The 18,009-nt window shown below is 59.6% G+C and carries 15 protein-coding genes; 6 read left to right on the forward strand and 9 right to left on the reverse strand.

All coding sequences use genetic code 11. The features are described 5' to 3' along the window. Positions 1-71: 71 nt before the first annotated feature. Positions 72-536, reverse strand: a complete 465-nt coding sequence (locus POR16_RS06080) for a CopD family protein (protein ID WP_005889425.1) — start codon at positions 534-536, stop codon at positions 72-74. 107 nt (positions 537-643) lie between these two features. Here POR16_RS06080 and dinG point away from each other — a divergent pair, with 107 nt between their 5' ends. From dinG to POR16_RS06110, 5 genes are all read left to right on the forward strand, one after another. Next, a complete protein-coding gene (dinG, locus tag POR16_RS06085; protein WP_024669259.1) occupies positions 644-2,788 on the forward strand; it encodes an ATP-dependent DNA helicase DinG in 2,145 nt (714 codons plus the stop codon). Positions 2,789-2,898: 110 nt separating this feature from the next. Next, positions 2,899-4,047, forward strand: a complete 1,149-nt coding sequence (locus tag POR16_RS06090) for an EstA family serine hydrolase (RefSeq protein ID WP_005889431.1) — start codon at positions 2,899-2,901, stop codon at positions 4,045-4,047. A gap of 153 nt (positions 4,048-4,200) precedes the next feature. Continuing rightward, the gene (locus POR16_RS06100) at positions 4,201-5,370 is read left to right on the forward strand and encodes an OmpA family protein (protein WP_005889433.1); all 1,170 of its coding nucleotides are present in this window, start codon (positions 4,201-4,203) and stop codon (positions 5,368-5,370) included. Positions 5,371-5,612: 242 nt separating this feature from the next. Continuing rightward, positions 5,613-6,260, forward strand: coding sequence for a pyridoxamine 5'-phosphate oxidase (pdxH, locus tag POR16_RS06105; protein WP_005889435.1), 648 nt, complete (start codon positions 5,613-5,615; stop codon positions 6,258-6,260). A 147-nt stretch (positions 6,261-6,407) separates the two neighbouring features. Further along, complete coding sequence (locus POR16_RS06110) at positions 6,408-6,872, forward strand: outer membrane lipoprotein (RefSeq protein ID WP_024669263.1); 465 nt, start codon at positions 6,408-6,410, stop codon at positions 6,870-6,872. A gap of 282 nt (positions 6,873-7,154) precedes the next feature. Here POR16_RS06110 and POR16_RS06115 read toward each other — a convergent pair whose 3' ends face one another. The 7 genes from POR16_RS06115 to POR16_RS06145 form a co-directional block, all read right to left on the reverse strand. Further along, complete coding sequence (locus tag POR16_RS06115) at positions 7,155-8,768, reverse strand: NAD(P)/FAD-dependent oxidoreductase (protein WP_005889437.1); 1,614 nt, start codon at positions 8,766-8,768, stop codon at positions 7,155-7,157. Between the two features lie 95 nt (positions 8,769-8,863). Beyond that, positions 8,864-9,544: a COG3650 family protein gene (locus tag POR16_RS06120; RefSeq protein WP_005889438.1), complete on the reverse strand. Its 681-nt coding sequence runs from the start codon at positions 9,542-9,544 to the stop codon at positions 8,864-8,866. 223 nt (positions 9,545-9,767) lie between these two features. Then, on the reverse strand, positions 9,768-10,469 hold the full coding sequence (locus POR16_RS06125; RefSeq protein WP_024690233.1) for an ABC transporter ATP-binding protein: 702 nt from the start codon (positions 10,467-10,469) through the stop codon (positions 9,768-9,770). Beyond that, a complete protein-coding gene (gene livG / locus POR16_RS06130) occupies positions 10,470-11,237 on the reverse strand; it encodes a high-affinity branched-chain amino acid ABC transporter ATP-binding protein LivG (RefSeq protein WP_005889442.1) in 768 nt (255 codons plus the stop codon). It lies immediately after the preceding gene. Then, complete coding sequence (locus tag POR16_RS06135; RefSeq protein WP_005889444.1) at positions 11,234-12,499, reverse strand: high-affinity branched-chain amino acid ABC transporter permease LivM; 1,266 nt, start codon at positions 12,497-12,499, stop codon at positions 11,234-11,236. The genes livG and POR16_RS06135 overlap by 4 nt, the downstream gene beginning before the upstream one ends. After that, on the reverse strand, positions 12,496-13,419 hold the full coding sequence (livH, locus tag POR16_RS06140; protein ID WP_005889445.1) for a high-affinity branched-chain amino acid ABC transporter permease LivH: 924 nt from the start codon (positions 13,417-13,419) through the stop codon (positions 12,496-12,498). Before livH ends, POR16_RS06135 begins: the two co-directional genes overlap by 4 nt. A gap of 223 nt (positions 13,420-13,642) precedes the next feature. Continuing rightward, complete coding sequence (locus tag POR16_RS06145) at positions 13,643-14,767, reverse strand: branched-chain amino acid ABC transporter substrate-binding protein (RefSeq protein ID WP_122381066.1); 1,125 nt, start codon at positions 14,765-14,767, stop codon at positions 13,643-13,645. 326 nt (positions 14,768-15,093) lie between these two features. Here POR16_RS06145 and POR16_RS06150 point away from each other — a divergent pair, with 326 nt between their 5' ends. Beyond that, entirely contained in the window at positions 15,094-15,399 is a 306-nt protein-coding gene (locus tag POR16_RS06150) for a DUF2288 domain-containing protein (protein WP_005889449.1), read from the forward strand. Between the two features lie 143 nt (positions 15,400-15,542). Here the strand turns inward: POR16_RS06150 and POR16_RS06155 are convergent, their stop codons facing one another. Then, complete coding sequence (locus POR16_RS06155) at positions 15,543-17,825, reverse strand: putative bifunctional diguanylate cyclase/phosphodiesterase (RefSeq protein ID WP_122381067.1); 2,283 nt, start codon at positions 17,823-17,825, stop codon at positions 15,543-15,545. Between the last annotated feature and the right edge of the window lie 184 nt (positions 17,826-18,009).

Here is an 18,009-nt window from a genome sequence, read left to right on the forward strand (position 1 = left end):
GAACGGCCAGGAAACTGCTCGCAAGCTGTGCGCGATGTCACCTCCAGTGCCCCGTGATGTTCCGTTTCGTCTCAGAAGCCCGGACGAGCAGCAGCAAGCGCGACAACCGCCAGGCCTATGGTCAGGTTGATAGCGACCAGCCTGCGGATATTGCCCAGTGCCGCTGCACCTTCTGGCCATTGCTCCGCTTCCACGGCCCGACGCAGTTCCGGCAACTGCAATGAGTGGATCCGAAGAAACAGCGCGACCATCACGACGTACAACCCCATCATGAGTTGCACATAGCGCGGCGCGGTTTCAAAGCCGGTGAAGTTGAGCTGGATCATGCCGATACCGGTGATCGGCAATACTACGATGGTTGCCCAGACCCACATGAAGAAGCGCGGAAACACCTGGACCCACAGTTTCAAGCGGGCCGGGCCTTCAAGTGCTGCAATGACTGCTGGGCGCAATACCATCCAGGCGAAAAACATGCCGCCAACCCAGATCAGGGCAGCCAGCACATGCAGCGTATAAACAGTAGAAAAAGCGGTCATCGGACACTCCGTTCTGCGCGGATGGATTTAGCGCGCTATCATAGCGCCGACTCAGAACCACTGAGAATTTATCCAGCCTTTATAGTCGTGCCCCCGAACCGAAGCCAATGATCAGTACCGAACTCAAAACCCAGATTCAGGGCGCCTACTCGCGTTTCCTCGAAGCCAAGAGCCTCAAGCCGCGCTATGGCCAGCGATTGATGATCGCTGAAGTCGCCAAAGTGCTGGGGGACATCGACACCGATGAAGAGGGCCGTCGTTCGGGCGATCCTGCGGTAGTGGCGGTCGAGGCGGGTACTGGCACCGGCAAGACCGTGGCCTACGCCATCGCCGCGATTCCGACCGCCAAGGCGGCGGGCAAGCGCCTGGTAATTGCCACGGCAACCGTCGCGCTGCAGGAACAGATCGTCTACAAGGACCTCCCGGACCTGATGCGCAACAGCGGTCTGAACTTCACCTTCGCTCTGGCCAAGGGACGCGGTCGTTACATGTGTCTGTCCAAACTCGACATGCTGCTCCAGGAAAGTGACGCAACTAACGCTACTGCGCAGTTGTTCGAGGAAGAAGGCTTCAAGATCGAGGTCGATGAGGCCAGTCAGAAGCTGTTCACCAGTATGTTGCAAAAGCTGGCCGGCAATAAGTGGGACGGCGACCGCGACAGCTGGCCGCAAGAACTGGCCGATCAGGACTGGGCGCGGCTGACCACCGATCACAGCCAGTGCACCAATCGTCACTGTCCCAATTTCCAGCAGTGCGCCTTCTATAAAGCGCGCGAAGGGATGGGCAAGGTCGACGTAATCGTCACCAACCATGACATGGTACTGGCCGATCTGGCGCTGGGTGGCGGGGCAGTGTTGCCCGATCCGCGTGACACGCTGTACGTGTTTGACGAAGGCCATCACCTGCCAGACAAAGCCATCGGCCACTTTGCCCACTACACCCGATTGAAATCTACCGCTGACTGGCTGGAGCAGACCGCCAAGAACCTCGCCAAGCTACTGGCCCAGCATCCGTTGCCCGGCGATCTGGGCAAGCTGATAGAACAGGTTCCTGAGCTGGCCCGCGAGATTAAGGGCCACCAGCAGTTCATGTTCGGCGCCTGCGAGCAACTGGCAGATTTCCGTCCCGGTGAGGACATGCAGGGCCGCGAGCGTCCACGTCACCGGTTTGTCGGCGGTGTTATCCCCGAGCACATCCGCGAGATGGGCATCGAACTGAAAAAAGGTTTTGCGCGTCTGGACGATCTGTTCACGCGCCTGACTGAACTGCTTAAAGAAGGCATGGACGGCGAAGTCAACATCGGCATCGCCAGCCATCAGGCCGAAGAGTGGTATCCGCTGTTCGGCAGTCTGCTGGCCCGTGCTCACGGCAACTGGGAGTTGTGGACGGCGTTTACCGCCGAAGACCCGGAAGACAGTCCGCCAATGGCCCGCTGGCTGACCCTGGCCGACAGCGGTGCGCTGTTCGATATCGAGGTCAATGCCAGCCCGATTCTGGCGGCTGAAATGTTGCGCCGCAATTTGTGGAACATCGCCTATGGCGCGCTGGTGACCTCGGCCACCCTGACCGCGCTGGGCAAGTTCGATCGCTATCGCATGCGCGCCGGCCTGCCGAAATGTGCTGTTACTGCGGTGGTGCCCAGCCCGTTCCATCACGCCGATGCGGGCGTATTGCGCGTACCGGACCTCAAGGCCGATCCGCGTGACTCGGTGGCCCACACAGCGGCGATCATTCGTGACCTGCCCGGTCTGGTGGAAGGCTCGCGGGGCACGCTGGTGCTGTACTCGTCGCGCAAGCAGATGCAGGACGTGTTCGATGGCCTGGACCGTGACTGGCGCAAGCAGGTGTTCATTCAGGGCAACCTGTCCAAACAGGAAACCCTCAACAAGCACAAAGCACGCGTCGACAGCGGCGAGTCCAGCGTGTTGTTCGGGCTGGCCAGCTTTGCCGAGGGCGTCGACTTGCCCGGTGCGTACTGCGAGCACGTGGTGATTGCCAAGATTCCCTTCGCCGTGCCGGACGATCCGGTCGAGGCCGCGCTGGCCGAGTGGATCGAGGCGCGCGGTGGCAATCCGTTCATGGAGATCGCCGTGCCCGATGCATCGTTGCGTCTGGTTCAGGCCTGTGGCCGGTTGCTGCGTACCGAAGAGGATCGCGGCACCATTACCCTGCTGGACCGCCGCGTCGTCACTCAGCGTTACGGCAAGGCGATTCTCAATGCACTACCGCCGTTTCGCCGCGAGATTTCCTGAGTCAAAGATGAAGAGGGTTTCACGTCTGTTCCCAAAGCGCTTGATCGCTGGAACAATACGCGCCCATTACGCCTGTCATAAGGCTCGGTAACGCCAGCAGGAGTCAGCCGTTGCAGATTCAGGGTCATTACGAACTTCAATTCGAAGCAGTGCGTGAAGCCTTTGCGGCGCTTTTTGAGGATCCTCAAGAGCGCGGCGCCGCCCTGTGCGTGCAGATCGGCGGCCAGACGGTCGTTGACCTGTGGGCCGGTACGGCCGACAAGGACGGTGCCGAAGCCTGGCACACGGATACCCTCGCTAACCTGTTTTCCTGCACCAAGACGTTCACCAGCGTGGCAGTGCTGCAACTGGTCGAAGAAGGCAAGCTGAAGCTGGACGAACCCGTCGCCAGGCTCTGGCCTGAATTTGCCGCGGCCGGCAAGGCGTCGATCACTTTGCGTCAATTGCTCTGCCATCAGGCGGGGCTACCTGCGTTGCGCGAGCAACTGCCTGCCGAAGCGCTGTATGAGTGGACCACCATGACGGCGGCGCTGGCCGCCGAACAACCCTGGTGGACGCCAGGGCAGGGCCACGGTTATGCCGCGATCACCTATGGCTGGCTGGTGGGCGAGATGCTGCGTCGCGCCGACGGTCGTGGCCCGGGCGAGTCCATTGCTGCGCGAATCTCACGTCCGCTGGGGCTGGATTTCCATGTAGGGCTGGCCGATGACCAGTTTTACCGGGTAGCACATATCGCTCGCGGTAAAGGCAATGCGGGCGATGCTGCCGCTCAGCGCGTGCTGCAAGCGACCATGCGCGAGCCTGCGTCCATCACTGCCAAAGCCTTCACCAACCCACCCTCGATCATGACCAGCACCAATAAGCCTGAGTGGCGTCGCATGCAGCAACCGGCAGCCAATGGTCACGGCAATGCACGTAGTCTGGCAGGCTTCTATAACGGCTTGCTCGACGGTAGCCTGCTCGAGGCCGATCTGCTCAACGAGCTGACCCGTGAGCACAGTATCGGCCAGGACAAGACCCTGCTGACATCGACCCGCCTCGGGCTGGGCTGCATGCTCGATCAGCCGACAGTGCCCAACGCCACGTTCGGCCTGGGCCCCAAGGCTTTCGGTCATCCGGGTGCTGGCGGTTCCGTCGGTTTTGCCGACCCGGACTACGAAGTGGCATTCGGCTTTGTCACCAACACGCTAGGGCCCTACATCCTGATGGACCCGCGCGCTCAGAAACTGGTTGGAGTATTGCGTGAGTGTTTGCAGTAAGTATCGGTCATAAGTGCTTGTTTCATACCGACTGTCAGTTAAATCGCTGTAACAGGAACCGTACGACGGTTTCTTTTTCCAACTGCATCTTTATGCATGTTATACCGGCGTAGTCACGTCCTTCTGTCTGATCAAAACCGTTGCGGGTCAACCATGTCGTCCAATAAAAGCCTCGTTCTTGCCCTGTGTATCGCCGTTACCGGCTGTGCTCAAACCCCTCAGTCCGACTCTGCTGCATCCGGAGGCCATTGGTGGCAGTTCGGTTCTGGCAGCGAGTCTTCCGATACAGGCGCTGCTGCAAACGCTCCTGCGCCGAGCCCGGCTCCGGCTCCGGCTCCGGCACCTGTGGCCAAGGCTGCTGCGGCACCGGCACCTGCGGCGGGTGCTGAAAGCAGCGCGCCTTGGTACTGGCCGTTTGGCTCGAACGACAACGCCCAGGCAAAGCCTGACGCGGTTGCCAGCAAGCCTGCCGACAAACCGGCCGCGCCGCTGATTGCCAAGTCGGAAACCGACAGTAAGTGGTGGTGGCCGTTCGGCAGTGCAGACAAGACGGACCAACCCAAAGCGCTGCCGACGCCTGATCCGAAAGTGACCCAGGCCTGGCTGGACGAGTACGAACCGCGTCTGCGCGCTGCTATCAAGGACAGCCCGTTCCAGTTGGAGCGTCGCGAAGACCTGCTGGCGATCACCGCGCCGGTAGACAGCTCGTTCAACCCTGATCGCCCGGCCATGCTGCTGCCCAACACACTTGGCCCGATCACCCGTCTGGCTAAAGTGGTCGAAGGCGACCAGAAAACTGCCGTGCTGGTTCTCGGCCACGGTGACACCTCCGGCCCGACCGAAGCCAACCAGAAAATCAGCCAGGAGCGCGCGCAGTCTGTTGCAGCGATCTTCCGCCTGAGCGGTCTGGAACGTAACCGACTGAGCCTGCGTGGCATGGGCGCGGTAATGCCGCGTGCTGCCAACGACAGCCTGCAAGGCCGCGCGCTCAACCGCCGTGTCGAGATCCTCATGACGCCGCAGGACACCATGCGCGTGTTGATGGCCCGCTACGCATTGCCGCCTGTTGCACCGACCATGATTGCAGCGCAGGACGTCAAGCCTGCCGCTCCGGCACCAGCCGCCGCGCCAGCAAAAAAAGCCGTCGTTGCGAAGAAAGACACCGCCAAGAAAGCGGCTCCGGCCAAGGCCAGTACTGCCAAGAAAGCCGCGCCAGCCAAAACCGCAGCGGCGAAGAAGCCGGCAGCGACCAAAGCTGCTGCAAAAGCCCCGGCCAAGACAGCAACGCCAGCCAAGAAAGATGACGGCCAGGCCAACAACTGAGGCCCGATTACCTCAACGACTCTCGTCTCCACGCTCCGCGCGTTGCGTTATACACAAGTCCTGAACAGCCTGAGAATTGAGGCTGTTCAGGCTCCTGCCTGAAGGCCGTGGGAGCGAAGCGTCGTCCGGTTCGCTCCCACTGGCTTCGGCCAGAATCAAAAAAGAATATGTGATAACGGCGAGCGCCGGGCCTGGTAACGAGAGTTAGCTAACGTTCATGATATCTGCGCAGGAATGAAACCATGACCCAGACGCTGGCTGACATGCGCCGTGACTACACGCGTGACGGATTGACCGAAGCGCAGGCGCCGGACGAGCCCTTTGCGCTGTACCACCAGTGGTTCGAGGAAGCCGTAAAAACCGAACAGCCACCGGTCGAGGCCAATGCCATGACCCTGGCTACCGTCGATGAAGACGGGCGTCCGCATTGCCGTGTATTACTGCTCAAGGGCCTTGATGCCCAGGGCTTTACCTTCTTTACCAACTATGACAGCGCCAAGGGCCAGCAACTGGCTGCACGTCCATTCGCGGCCATGACCTTTTTCTGGCCGACGCTGGAGCGTCAGGTGCGCATCGAAGGTCGGGTCGAGAAAGTCAGCGCGCAGGAATCCGATGCGTATTACCAGGTTCGGCCGTTGGGCAGCCGTCTTGGCGCTTGGGCGTCTCCGCAAAGTCAGGTAATTGCCGATCGTGACGAACTGGAAGGCTTGATCAGACAAACCGAACAGCGTTTCGCAGACGCCCAGCCACACTGCCCGGAGCACTGGGGCGGCTACCGTCTGCTGCCCGAGCGGATCGAGTTCTGGCAGGGAAGATCCAGTCGCCTTCACGACCGTTTGAACTATCGTTTGATCAACGGCAAGTGGGCACGCGAACGTCTGGCTCCGTGATTGAATTAATCGCTTGCCGAATCGTCTGAGCTTTGTACAGTCGCTCGCTGTATGACGCCTGAATGAACTTAATTTGCGGATCGGTGATCGTGACAGCGCCTTTGTCGGGTAGTCTAATGGCCACTGGTCCCCCTGGAGATACCCTTTATGCGCAAGTCTGCTTTTCTGGTTGCTTCATTCACTGCGATGGCGCTGATGCTGGGCGGCTGTACTTCGAACCTGACCGGTGATTCCTATTCCCGTGACGAGGCCAGGACCGTACAGACTGTTCGCATGGGGACCATCGAGTCCTTGCGCCCGGTCAAGATCGAAGGCACCAAGACGCCTATCGGCGGCGCTGCGGGCGCTGTTGTCGGCGGCGTAGGCGGCAGTGCGATCGGCGGCGGTCGCGGCAGCATCGTGGCAGCAGTCATAGGCGCTGTGGCCGGTGGTCTGCTGGGGTCAGCGACCGAAGAAGGCCTGACCCGCACACAGGGTGTTGAAATCACCGTGCGCGAGGACGACGGCAGCATGCGTGCCTATGTTCAGCAGGTGCAGGAAAACGAGATTTTCCGGGTCGGCGAACGCGTTCGCATCATGAGCGTCAACGGTACCAGCCGCGTCACTCACTGATCTGTAGCGATGTACATCAGAACCCCGAGCCGAAATGCTCGGGGTTTTTTGTTTTATGTCTGGGATGGGTTGCCATGCAAAGCGTTCCTACTCTGGAGCGTAGGGCACGATGATCTCAACTATGACTATCGTGCCGATGCTCAGCGTCGGCATGCAGCTCTGGACGCTCTGCGTCCTCTTTGTGGCTTTTTGTATCACGCAAGGCATTCCCCACGCTGAAGCGTGAGGAACGATAATCTCGACTGTCGCGCCTGTGAGCAGCAGTGCGATAACAGGCTTGAGTCAGCCTTCGATTCCCAGCATGTCTCGCACCAGTGCTTCCGCAATCCGTATGCCGTCCACGCCTGCCGACAGGATGCCGCCCGCATAGCCTGCGCCTTCACCAGCTGGGTACAGGCCTTTGGTGTTCAGGCTTTGCAGGGTCGGGCCTCGGGTGATGCGCAACGGCGCCGAGGTACGGGTTTCGATTCCGGTCAGCACTGCGTCATGCAGCGAGAAGCCTTTGATCTGCTTGTCGAACGCGGGCAGTGCCTCACGAATGGCTTCGATGGCGAAGGAGGGCAGGGCGTCAGCCAGGTCCACCAGCTTCACGCCTGGCTTGTACGAAGGCTCGACGCTGCCCAATGCGGTCGACGCGCGGCCTGCGATAAAGTCGCCGACCAGTTGCGCCGGGGCTTCATAACTGCTGCCGCCGAGCAGGTAAGCGTGGGATTCCAGGCGTTCCTGCAACTCGATACCGGCCAGCGGGCTGCCAGGGTAGTCCTGCTCTGGAGAGATACCGACCACGATGCCCGAATTGGCATTGCGCTCGTTGCGCGAGTACTGACTCATGCCGTTGGTCACCACTCGGCCTGGCTCCGAAGTTGCGGCAACCACGGTCCCGCCAGGGCACATGCAGAAGCTGTAGACCGAGCGGCCGTTGCTGGCGTGGTGTACCAGCTTGTAGTCGGCTGCGCCCAGTTTCGGGTGGCCGGCGTACTTGCCCAGGCGAGCCCGGTCGATCAATGATTGCGGGTGCTCGATACGAAAGCCCACCGAGAAGGGCTTGGCTTCCATGTACACGCCACGACTGTGCAGCATGCGGAATGTGTCGCGAGCGCTGTGGCCCAGCGCCAAAATTACGTGCCGGGACTCAATCTGCTCACCGCTGTCCAGCTGAACGCCCAATAGTTGGCCATCTTCAATCATCAGGTCGGTCACGCGCTGCTGAAAGCGCACTTCACCGCCCATTGCCACGATCTGGTGACGCATGTTTTCGACAACGCCTGTAAGGCGAAACGTGCCGATGTGCGGTTTGCTGACGTAAAGGATTTCTTCCGGCGCACCGGCTTTCACGAACTCGTGCAGCACTTTGCGACCGATGAATTTCGGGTCCTTGATCTGGCTGTAGAGCTTGCCGTCCGAAAATGTCCCGGCACCACCTTCGCCAAACTGCACATTGGACTCGGGTTTGAGGACGTTTTTGCGCCACAGGCCCCAAGTATCCTTGGTGCGCTGACGTACTTCGGTGCCGCGCTCGAGGATGATCGGCTTGAAGCCCATCTGCGCCAGCAAAAGCCCGGCGAAGATACCGCACGGGCCAAAACCGACCACGATCGGACGTTCGGTCAGGCCTTCGGGAGCATGACCGACCACCTTGTAGCTGACGTCGGGCGCAGGGCCCACGTGGCTGTCATTGGACAGCTTGCGCAGCAGTGCCTCTTCATCCCTGACCTGAAAGTCGATGGTGTAGATAAAGCACAGCTCGGAGGACTTTTTGCGCGCATCGTAACTGCGCTTGAAGAGGGTGAAGTCCAGCAGTTCGCTGCTGTCGATGCTTAGGTGCTGCAGGAGCGCAACGCGCAGGTCTTCTTCCGGGTGATCGATCGGCAGCTTGAGTTCGGTGATTCGTAACATTAAGGGGTCCAGTTTTCGGGCCGCAGGTTCAGCCCGACAGCACTACAAGACCGACGATTATAAGCGCTGAACCCCTTTGGCGGCGAGTCTGCTGGTCAGTCGTCGCGCGAACCGCCGTAATAACCGCAGCCACGCTGGGCCTGGCCGTTGATGCGCAGCTCGGCGGTCAGGTGTTGCACCGAGCCGTTCACGCTGTCTACGCAACGCTGCGGCGCAACCCAGAGCTCGATACGCTGATGGTTGGCCTCGCTGCTGATGCTGAAGCTGCCATCGGGTAGCTTCTCTTCGACATACGGCACCGCCAGTGCCTCGGCACCTTCACGTTCCAGCACCATGCCCTTGCCGCTGACGTTGACGTTCCACGCTGGTTTATTGCCACTGGCGTGCAGTGTCAGGCGTTTGAAATTAGGGTCTTCACAGCCTTGGCCGGGGCGCTCGACACGATACAGTTGGTGCAGGTCCAGCAGCCCGTCGCTGTTGCCTGCCTTACTCGCGGTAAAGTTGCCGCGCAGGTCGGCAAACGCCTTGCCCTGAGTGTCGGCCAGTGAAGCGGCTTCCTGCAACACGCCGGTATTGCCTCGATCCTTGACCACGTAGCGGCGCTGCTCGTTGCATGGTTTGAACAGTAACTGGCCACCATCGCCCGTCAGATCGCCCTGCATACGGAGCATGCCTGCCGTGGAGACCTTCGGCTCATCGGCCTGTCTGCCGAGCAACTGGCACCCGGCGAATAGCGGTAGAAGGGCAAATACGAGGACGGAACGGGCAGCAAACATGGTGTGATCTCCAGACAAGTGCCGCCACGTTACTCAGACTGGAGGTGCATCACAAGGGGGGCATACCTGCTCGGGTCACTACGAAGCGCTGACCTGAGCGGAAGCAGACATCAATGACATCGCAGGGCCGCAGTGCGACGCGCAGCGTCAGGAAAGGCGTTACCACGCGCAGCGTGGTAACGATAATTATCGTGGCCCATCCTGTTTCTGAACGTTAATGCGCTTACCCGCCCAGATACGCATCCCGCACCTTCGGATCGACCAGCAGTTCTTCACCGGTGCCTTGCATGACCACGCGGCCGTTTTCCAGTACATAGGCGCGATCGGCGACTTTCAGGGCCTGGTTGGCGTTCTGCTCTACCAGAAACACAGTCACGCCATCGCGACGCAGTTGTTCGACGATCTCGAAAATCTGCTGGATGATGATCGGTGCCAGACCCAGCGATGGCTCGTCGAGCAACAGCAACTTGGGTTTGCTCATCAACGCACGGCCGATGGCGAGCATCTGCTGTTCGCCACCGGACATGGTGCCGCCACGTTGATTGAAGCGCTCCTTGAGGCGCGGGAAGAGCTGCAGGACCTTGTCCATCTGTTCCTGATAGTCAGCCTTTTCCGTGAAAAAGCCACCCATTGCCAGGTTTTCTTCGACTGTCAGGCGCGCAAACACACGGCGGCCTTCCGGCACCACGGCGATGCTCTTGCGCATGATGACTGACGATTCCTGACCGACCAGCTCTTCGCCCATATAACGAATGCTGCCGCTGTGAGCGCGAGGCGATCCGCACAGGGTCATCAGCAGGGTGGATTTGCCAGCGCCGTTGGCGCCGATCAGGGTGACGATCTCGCCCTGACGTACCTCCACGTTGATGCTGTGCAGTGCCTGGATCTTGCCGTAGAAGGTGGAGACGTTTTCAAACTGCAACATTTACGCTTCCCCCAGGTAGGCTTTAATCACGTCAGGATTGTCGCGAATCTGTTCCGGTGTGCCGTCTGCCAGAGGCGTGCCCTGATTGATCACCACGATGTGGTCGGAAATGCTCATAACCAGTTTCATGTCGTGTTCGATCAGCAGGACGGTCGCGTCATGCTCGCTACGCAGCACGCCGATCAGCGCTTTGAGGTCGTCGGTTTCACGAGGGTTCAGCCCGGCTGCTGGCTCGTCGAGCATCAGGATGCGCGGACGGGTCATCATGCAGCGGGCGATTTCCAGACGACGTTGCTGACCGTAGGCCAGCGTGCCGGCAGGTCGGTTTGCGAACTCCCTGAGGTTGACTGCTTCGAGCCAGTGCTCGGCGTACTCCATCGCTTCGCGCTCGCTGCGGCGGAAGGCCGGGGTCTTGAACAGACCCGCCAGGAAATTGGTATTCAGATGCCGATGCTGGGCAACCAGCAGGTTTTCCACAGCGGTCATTTCCTTGAACAGACGAACGTTCTGAAAGGTCCGCACCACGCCTTTGCGGGCAATCTGGTGACCGGCAAGGCCTTGAATCGGCTCACCATCCAGCAGGATGGTGCCAGCGCTGGGTTTGTAGAAGCCGGTCAGGCAGTTGAACACCGTGGTCTTGCCGGCGCCGTTAGGGCCAATCATCGACACGACCTGGCCTTTGTTGACTGTCAGGGCCACGCCGTTGACCGCCAGCAGGCCGCCGAAACGCATGCTCAGGTCTGTGGCTTGCAGCAATGGGCGGCTCATTTCGGCAGCTCCGCTTTCAATTTCATTTCAGGGCGTTGCATCGGCAGGAAGCCTTGAGGACGCCAGATCATCATCAGCACCATCAGTGCGCCGAACATCAGCATGCGGTAGTCACTGAACTCTCGCATCAGTTCAGGCAGCAGAATCATCACGATGGCCGCAAGAATCACGCCCAGTTGCGAGCCCATGCCGCCCAGCACGACGATGGCCAGAATGATTGCCGACTCGATGAAGGTGAAGGATTCCGGGGTAATCAGACCCTGCCGCGCGGCGAAGAAGCTGCCAGCGAAACCGGCAAACGCTGCGCCGAGCGTAAAGGCCGAGAGCTTGATCACGGTCGGGTTCAACCCCAGTGCGCGACAGGCGATTTCGTCTTCGCGCAGCGCTTCCCAGGCGCGGCCAATCGGCATGCGTAGCAGACGGTTGATGACGAACAGGGCCGCCAGTGCAAGCAGCAGGGCTATCAGGTAGAGAAAAATGACCTTGTTGATCGAGTTGTACGGCAGGCCGAAGAACTCGTGGAACGTCTGCATGCCCTCAGCCGCCTTGCGCTCGAAGGTCAGGCCGAAGAGGGTCGGTTTTTCGATATTGCTGATGCCGTTCGGACCGCCAGTGATGTCGGTGAGGTTGCGCAGGAATATGCGGATGATCTCACCGAACCCCAGCGTCACGATGGCCAGATAGTCACCGCGCAGGCGCAATACCGGGAACCCGAGCAGGAACCCGAATAGCGCCGCCATCAAGCCCGCAATCGGCAGGCAGATCCAGAAGCCAAGCCCGTAGTAGTGCGAGAGCAGGGCATAGCTGTAGGCGCCGACTGCATAGAAACCGACATAGCCCAGGTCAAGCAGGCCCGCCAGCCCGACCACGATGTTCAGGCCAAGGCCGAGCATGACGTAGATCAGGATCAGCGTGGCGATGTCTACCGCGCCACGCGAACCGAAGAACGGCCAGATGAACGCCAGCACGATCAATGCAGCCAAGCCCCAGCGCTGGGTGCCTGGCTGTGTAAGAAAGTCGCTGGTCTTCTGTGGGATCAGCGGTTTGTCGGAGCCGCGACGCATGCCGCTGATCTGCTCGGCAAACAGCACCCGCAAAAACAGCAGGACCGAACACACTGCAATGATGGTCAGGGTCAGCGGGCTGGCATTCTGCACTTGCAGAGTAACGCCGGAGAAGGCCAGTTTCAGACCGAATACCGGGTATGCCACGGCCCAGACCAGGGCGGCACTGAACAGCGCCTGTTTGAAAGACTTGCTCATACTTTCTCAACCTCCGGACGACCCAGAATACCGGTCGGTCGGAACAGCAGCACCAGGACCAGCAGGCCGAAAGCCACAACGTCCTTGTACTGATCACCAAAAATGTCGGCACCGAAGGCCTCGGCGACGCCCAGCACCAAGCCACCCAGCACTGCGCCGGGAATGGAGCCGATCCCGCCCAGCACTGCGGCAGTGAATGCTTTCAGGCCGACCAGGAAGCCGGCGCTGGGGTTGATCACGCCGTACTGCATGCTCAGCAACATGGCCGCTACGGCAGCCAGTGCTGCGCCGACGACGAAGGTCAGGGCGATTATGTTGTTGGTGTTGATGCCCAACAGGTTGGCCATTTTCATGTCCTCGGCGCAGGCGCGGCAGGCGCGGCCCATTCGCGAGCGGGAAATGAACAGGGTCAGGCCGGTCATGGCTAGCAGGGTGACGACGAATACCACGATCTGCATGTAGGAAATCAACACTTCCTGCGCGCCACCCGGACCGAACGAAAGGCTGCCGGGGAACAGGTTGGGTATGGCGAAGTTGCCAGAGCCCTGGGAAAGCTGAACCGAGTTCTGCAGGAAGATCGACATGCCGATCGCAGAAATCAGTGGAATCAGACGGTTGCTGTTGCGCAACGGGCGGTAAGCCACACGCTCGATGCTGTAGCCGTAGGCACTGGTCACGATGATGGACGCGGCAAAGCCGGCAATCATCAGCAACGGCAGGCTGTGGATACCCAGCATCGCCAGGCCGGCAAGCGCCATGAAAGCAACATAGGAACCGATCATGTACACCTCGCCGTGGGCGAAGTTGATCATTCCGATGATGCCGTACACCATCGTGTAGCCGATGGCGATCAATGCATACGTACTGCCAATGGTCAGGCCATTGACCAGTTGCTGCATGTAGTGGAATAACTCGGGCATTTACCGCGCTCCTAAAAACCTGATCTGCATTTCTCTGGGGTGAACTGTGTCGCATTCTGTCGATGCGTTGTTCATGACGCTGGCAGAGAACCGCTGGTGACGGTTTTAAGATGTTCAGGTGGCTTCGTGCGCAACTCTCTTCACAGAAGGTGCGAACGGGCCTGGATTCGTAAAACAAAGCCCACTGCGCTGGCAGTGGGCTTTGAGGGTTGATGCAGGCAGCTTACTGAGTGGCTTCGGTCTTCGGCTTGCCGAAGTGCCACTCGTAGACCACGAACTGGAAGTTCTTCAGGTCGCCTTTCTCGTCGTAGCTCAGTTCGCCCATCGGCGTCTTGAACGTGCCGGCATGGATGGCCGCTGCCACTTTGGTGGTGTCTTCGGACTTGGCAGCGGTGATACCGTCGGCAATCACCTGGACTGCGGAGTAGGACGGGTACACGAACGGGCCGCTCGGGTCCTGTGTCTTGGCCTTGAATGCTTCGGTCAGCGCCTGGTTGACCGGGTCTTGATCAAAGGATTTCGGCAGGGTGACCAGCAGGCCTTCGGATGCATCGCCAGCGATCTGCGAGATGGAATCGTTGCCCACGCCTTCAGGGCCCATGAACTTGGCGTTCAGACCTTTTTCCTTGGCCTGGCGCAGGATCTGGCCCAGCTCAGGGTGGTAGCCGCCGTAGTAAACGAAGTCGACGTTGGCCTGCTTGAGCTTGGCGATCAGCGACGAGAAGTCTTTGTCGCCAGCATTGATGCCTTCGAAGAGTGCGACTTTTACGCCGTCTTTTTCGAGCGTCTGTTTGACGGCGGTGGCAATACCTTCACCGTATTGCTGCTTGTCGTGAATGACGGCAACGATTTTCGGCTTGGCGACCTTGGCAATGTAGTTGCCGGCGGCAGGGCCCTGGGCGCTGTCCAGGCCGATGGTGCGGAACACCAGCTTGTAGCCACGGGCGGTGAGGTCCGGGCTGGTAGCGGCCGGGGTGACCATGATGATGCCTTCGTCTTCGTAAACATCGGACGCTGGCTGGGCGGAGCTGGAGCAGAGGTGGCCGACAACGAACTTCACGCCGTCGTTGACGACTTTGTTGGCAACTGCAACGGCCTGTTTCGGGTCGCAGGCATCGTCGTACTCGACTGCCTCAAGCTGCTTGCCATCCACGCCACCCTTGGCGTTGATCTGTTCGATGGCCATCTTGGCGCCATTGAACTGCATGGTGCCGTATTCGGCAACAGGGCCGGTCTTGGGGCCGGCGATGCCGATCTTGATGGTGTCAGCTGCGAACGAATGGCTGGCAACCCCCGCCATAACCAGTGCGGCAAACAGCCTGGAAAGCTTATTGGTACCCTTAGTCATGATGCTCCACTCTTGCGTTGTAGTTTTTATAATCCTGATGGCCAAGGCTCCAGGACCGGATTCGATCACCGGTTTTCCCACGCCGCCAACTGTACCGGAACAGTTTAGAGCGCTGCTCGTTGGCTTGGATAGTCAGGCATTTGGGGACAAACCGATGCGTGTCGCGTAATCGAAAGAAAGTTACACAATCCAACCGATCAAGTGCCTGAAATCATTTCAGAACCATCGGGTTAGCTGCATTTCGTTGCAACCCGTCACCTTCATCTGGGCTTGCCGGTGGGAAAGTCGGCGGTATCATTGCACCGATTTTCTTTCTGGTGAAACCCATGACGCAAGAACCTAGCACCCTCTATGCCAAACTGCTTGGCGAAACCGCCTCAATCACCTGGACTGAATTGCAACCATTCTTTGCCAAGGGCACTTTGTTGTGGGTCGAGCGGCCTCTGGATCTGATCGAAGTCGCAGAAGCCGTGGCCGAAAATGATGCAGCCAGGGTGTCTGCGTGGCTGACTGACGGGCGGGTTGGCAAGGTGTCTGAAACCAAGGCGCTTGAGCTGGTAGAGACCGATCCGTTGCTCTGGGCGGTAGTAGTGGCCCCTTGGATATTGATCCAGAACAGGGCGACAGATTGATCGCTGCACCAATAAAGTGCGCATGCCTCTTGCTGAGTGGGTGGGAAGGTAACTGCAGGTACACCTGCGTAGCATAAAGCCACATCATCTGACGCAGGTGCGGTGGTCTCGATCAGGGTGCTCAGGCCGCCTGTTGGGAACATTCAGTGACGAATCTGTCCGCGGTTTGAAAAGTCATCTGAATCGGAAAGGTCGGTAACTGCGTCCAGGCCTTTCGGATGCTCGCCATCCTGTTGCGGCATGGGCAGCGTCGGCCATCGGCTGGCGGGTTCGCGCTCATTCATCTGTTTGACGAAAGGGATGATTCGTTCCAGTGGCTGCGGCCTGCTGAACAGATAGCCCTGCACGTAATCGCTGCCGAACTGGCTGAGAAAATCCAATTGCGCCTGGGATTCAACGCCTTCTGTGACGACTTTGAGGCGCAGTGTATGCGCCATGACGATAATGGCCTGCACAATCTCCATGTCCTGAGGAGACTCGGGGATATCGACAATGAAGGACCGGTCGATCTTCAGCGTGTCCAGCGGCAGACGCTTGAGGTAAGCCAGTGATGAATAGCCCGTGCCAAAATCGTCAATCGACAACGATACCCCCAGGCTGCGAATCTGCTTGAGCAACAGGATGGTGTTGCTGATGTTGCCCATTAGGGCGTTTTCGGTGACCTCCAGTTCGAGCCGTCCCGGTGCTGCATTCGCGTCGGCCAGCGCCTTCCGGACTTCGTCTACCAGTTCGTCACGGCTCAGGTTGAGCGCCGAGCAGTTGACGGTAATGATCACCGGGTCCAGCCCCTCGCTACGCAATGTGCCGAGGTCATGGCAGGCACGGCGAAGCACCCAGTTGTCGAGTTCGGCAATCAGGCCGTTGGCCTCGGCAATGCTGATGAAGCGATCAGGCGTCAGCAGACCGTGTTGCGGGTGATTCCAGCGCACCAGGGCTTCCAGCTTGGCGACGTGGCCGGTTTGCAGGTCGATGATCGGCTGGTAGTAGACCTGCAGACCCGCCTCTTCGCGCAAGGCGTTGCGCAGCTCTTCCTCAAGGTGCAGCTCCAGGCTGGCTTTGGTCTTGAGTGCCGGACTGAAGAAATTGACCCTGTTGCGCCCGTTGCCCTTGGATTGATAGAGCGCCAGGTCGGCATGCTTGAGCAATTCGTCACAGGATGACCCGTCACGCGGGAACACGGCGATGCCGATGCTGGTGGTCATCACCATGCGCCGTCCCGCCAGGCCGATAGGGTCTTTCATCCGGTGCATGACCCGATGAGCCAGATGCCGAGCCTCTTCGTAGTCCGGAACGCTCAACAGGATGCAGAACTCGTCACCACCGAAACGCGCGACCACGTCTTGAACCCGGGTTGCGCTGCGGATGCGCTCCGCAATCACCTTGAGCAGTTCGTCCCCGGCGTCGTGGCCCAGGCTGTCGTTGATGCGCTTGAAGTGGTCTATGTCCAGAAACATCACCGCCAGCAGGACGCTGGTATGGGCATGCTCCAGCAGTTTTTCGGCAAATATCTGATTGAAACCGCGTCGGTTGATCAGGTTGGTCAAAGGATCGTAGTGCGCCACCTGCTGCAGCGAGACGCGCGCCTGATCCAGTTGGCTGAGCAGTGCATTGACCCGCTTCAGGTCGTGGTCCTTGCCTTGCAGCTTCTTGTCGGCCATCGCCGCGCTGATGCTCCCTGCGATGATCAACAGCGTGATGACCGCGATGGTAAGCCCCAGTTGCTGGCTGTTTTCAGTGCTTGGAATGTGCAGCGGCGCCCCTTCAGGCATGACCAGCCGCAACGCCCGCATGCCCATCAGGTGCATGGTCAGCAGGCCCGCGCCCAGCAGAAGGCTGACCCCGTAACGGAACATCTGGTGGAACATGCCGCTGTGCTGGCGCAGGTGACGGGACAAGGTCAGCAACGCCACGCTGGACAGAATGGCTACCAGAATGGACAGCGCGAACATCTTCGGTTCGTAGTGCTGGGTAGCGGCGGACCGCATGGCTGACATGCCCAGGTAATGCATGATGGCAATGCCGATGCCCATGACCACCGCGCTGAGCAGGCAGCGTTGGGTGGTGAGCGTAGGGACCGTCAGGGCTTTGATCGCGACCAGGGCAGTGACCAGCACTACCAGCAGTGACATCAGGGTGACGGTCAGGTCATAGGCAATGGTCAGCGGCGCCTGAAATGCAAGCATGCTGATGAAGTGCATGGCCCACACACCGCCCGCAAGGCACAGCGCACCGAGCGCCTTCCAGAGGCGACGGCTTCTTACGGCCTCGACCTGGATAACGCGGTCGGCGATGTCGAGCGTCGCAAAACAGGCAGCACAGGCCACGCCATAGGCCAGTGCCACGAGGAACATATTATGACTGCAATCAATCAGTACTTGTCCGTCAGCCGGCAGGCCGGCGAACATGTTCAAACCCAGCCACTCCATAGCGTGCCCTATTGTTCACTACCAGGGCGCCAAGGCTGAAGGCCTGGCGATTCCGGGTGAGTATAGAGCCTGTTTGCAACCTGCCAGCCAAATGAGCTGTCATTTTGATATGTCTTCAATAACGAATAGTTATAAAAGGCCATCACTTGTTCGCTGTTTTTACCAACGTTTACAGGCAGATAGC

The organism is Pseudomonas coronafaciens pv. oryzae str. 1_6, assembly GCF_000156995.2.
Taxonomy (GTDB): domain Bacteria; phylum Pseudomonadota; class Gammaproteobacteria; order Pseudomonadales; family Pseudomonadaceae; genus Aquipseudomonas; species Aquipseudomonas tremae.

Excerpts from the sequence above, each read along its gene's own strand:
- POR16_RS06120 (WP_005889438.1), bottom strand. The coding sequence starts at position 9,544 with ATGTTTGCTGCCCGTTCCGTCCTCGTATTTGCCCTTCTACCGCTATTC.
- POR16_RS06135 (WP_005889444.1), bottom strand. The coding sequence starts at position 12,499 with ATGAGCAAGTCTTTCAAACAGGCGCTGTTCAGTGCCGCCCTGGTCTGG.
- POR16_RS06145 (WP_122381066.1), bottom strand. The coding sequence starts at position 14,767 with ATGACTAAGGGTACCAATAAGCTTTCCAGGCTGTTTGCCGCACTGGTT.
- POR16_RS06080 (WP_005889425.1), bottom strand. The coding sequence starts at position 536 with ATGACCGCTTTTTCTACTGTTTATACGCTGCATGTGCTGGCTGCCCTG.
- POR16_RS06150 (WP_005889449.1), top strand. The coding sequence starts at position 15,094 with ATGACGCAAGAACCTAGCACCCTCTATGCCAAACTGCTTGGCGAAACC.
- POR16_RS06125 (WP_024690233.1), bottom strand. The coding sequence starts at position 10,469 with ATGTTGCAGTTTGAAAACGTCTCCACCTTCTACGGCAAGATCCAGGCA.
- dinG (WP_024669259.1), top strand. The coding sequence starts at position 644 with ATGATCAGTACCGAACTCAAAACCCAGATTCAGGGCGCCTACTCGCGT.
- POR16_RS06155 (WP_122381067.1), bottom strand. The coding sequence starts at position 17,825 with ATGGAGTGGCTGGGTTTGAACATGTTCGCCGGCCTGCCGGCTGACGGA.
- livG (WP_005889442.1), bottom strand. The coding sequence starts at position 11,237 with ATGAGCCGCCCATTGCTGCAAGCCACAGACCTGAGCATGCGTTTCGGC.
- livH (WP_005889445.1), bottom strand. The coding sequence starts at position 13,419 with ATGCCCGAGTTATTCCACTACATGCAGCAACTGGTCAATGGCCTGACC.
- POR16_RS06115 (WP_005889437.1), bottom strand. The coding sequence starts at position 8,768 with ATGTTACGAATCACCGAACTCAAGCTGCCGATCGATCACCCGGAAGAA.
- pdxH (WP_005889435.1), top strand. The coding sequence starts at position 5,613 with ATGACCCAGACGCTGGCTGACATGCGCCGTGACTACACGCGTGACGGA.
- POR16_RS06100 (WP_005889433.1), top strand. The coding sequence starts at position 4,201 with ATGTCGTCCAATAAAAGCCTCGTTCTTGCCCTGTGTATCGCCGTTACC.
- POR16_RS06110 (WP_024669263.1), top strand. The coding sequence starts at position 6,408 with ATGCGCAAGTCTGCTTTTCTGGTTGCTTCATTCACTGCGATGGCGCTG.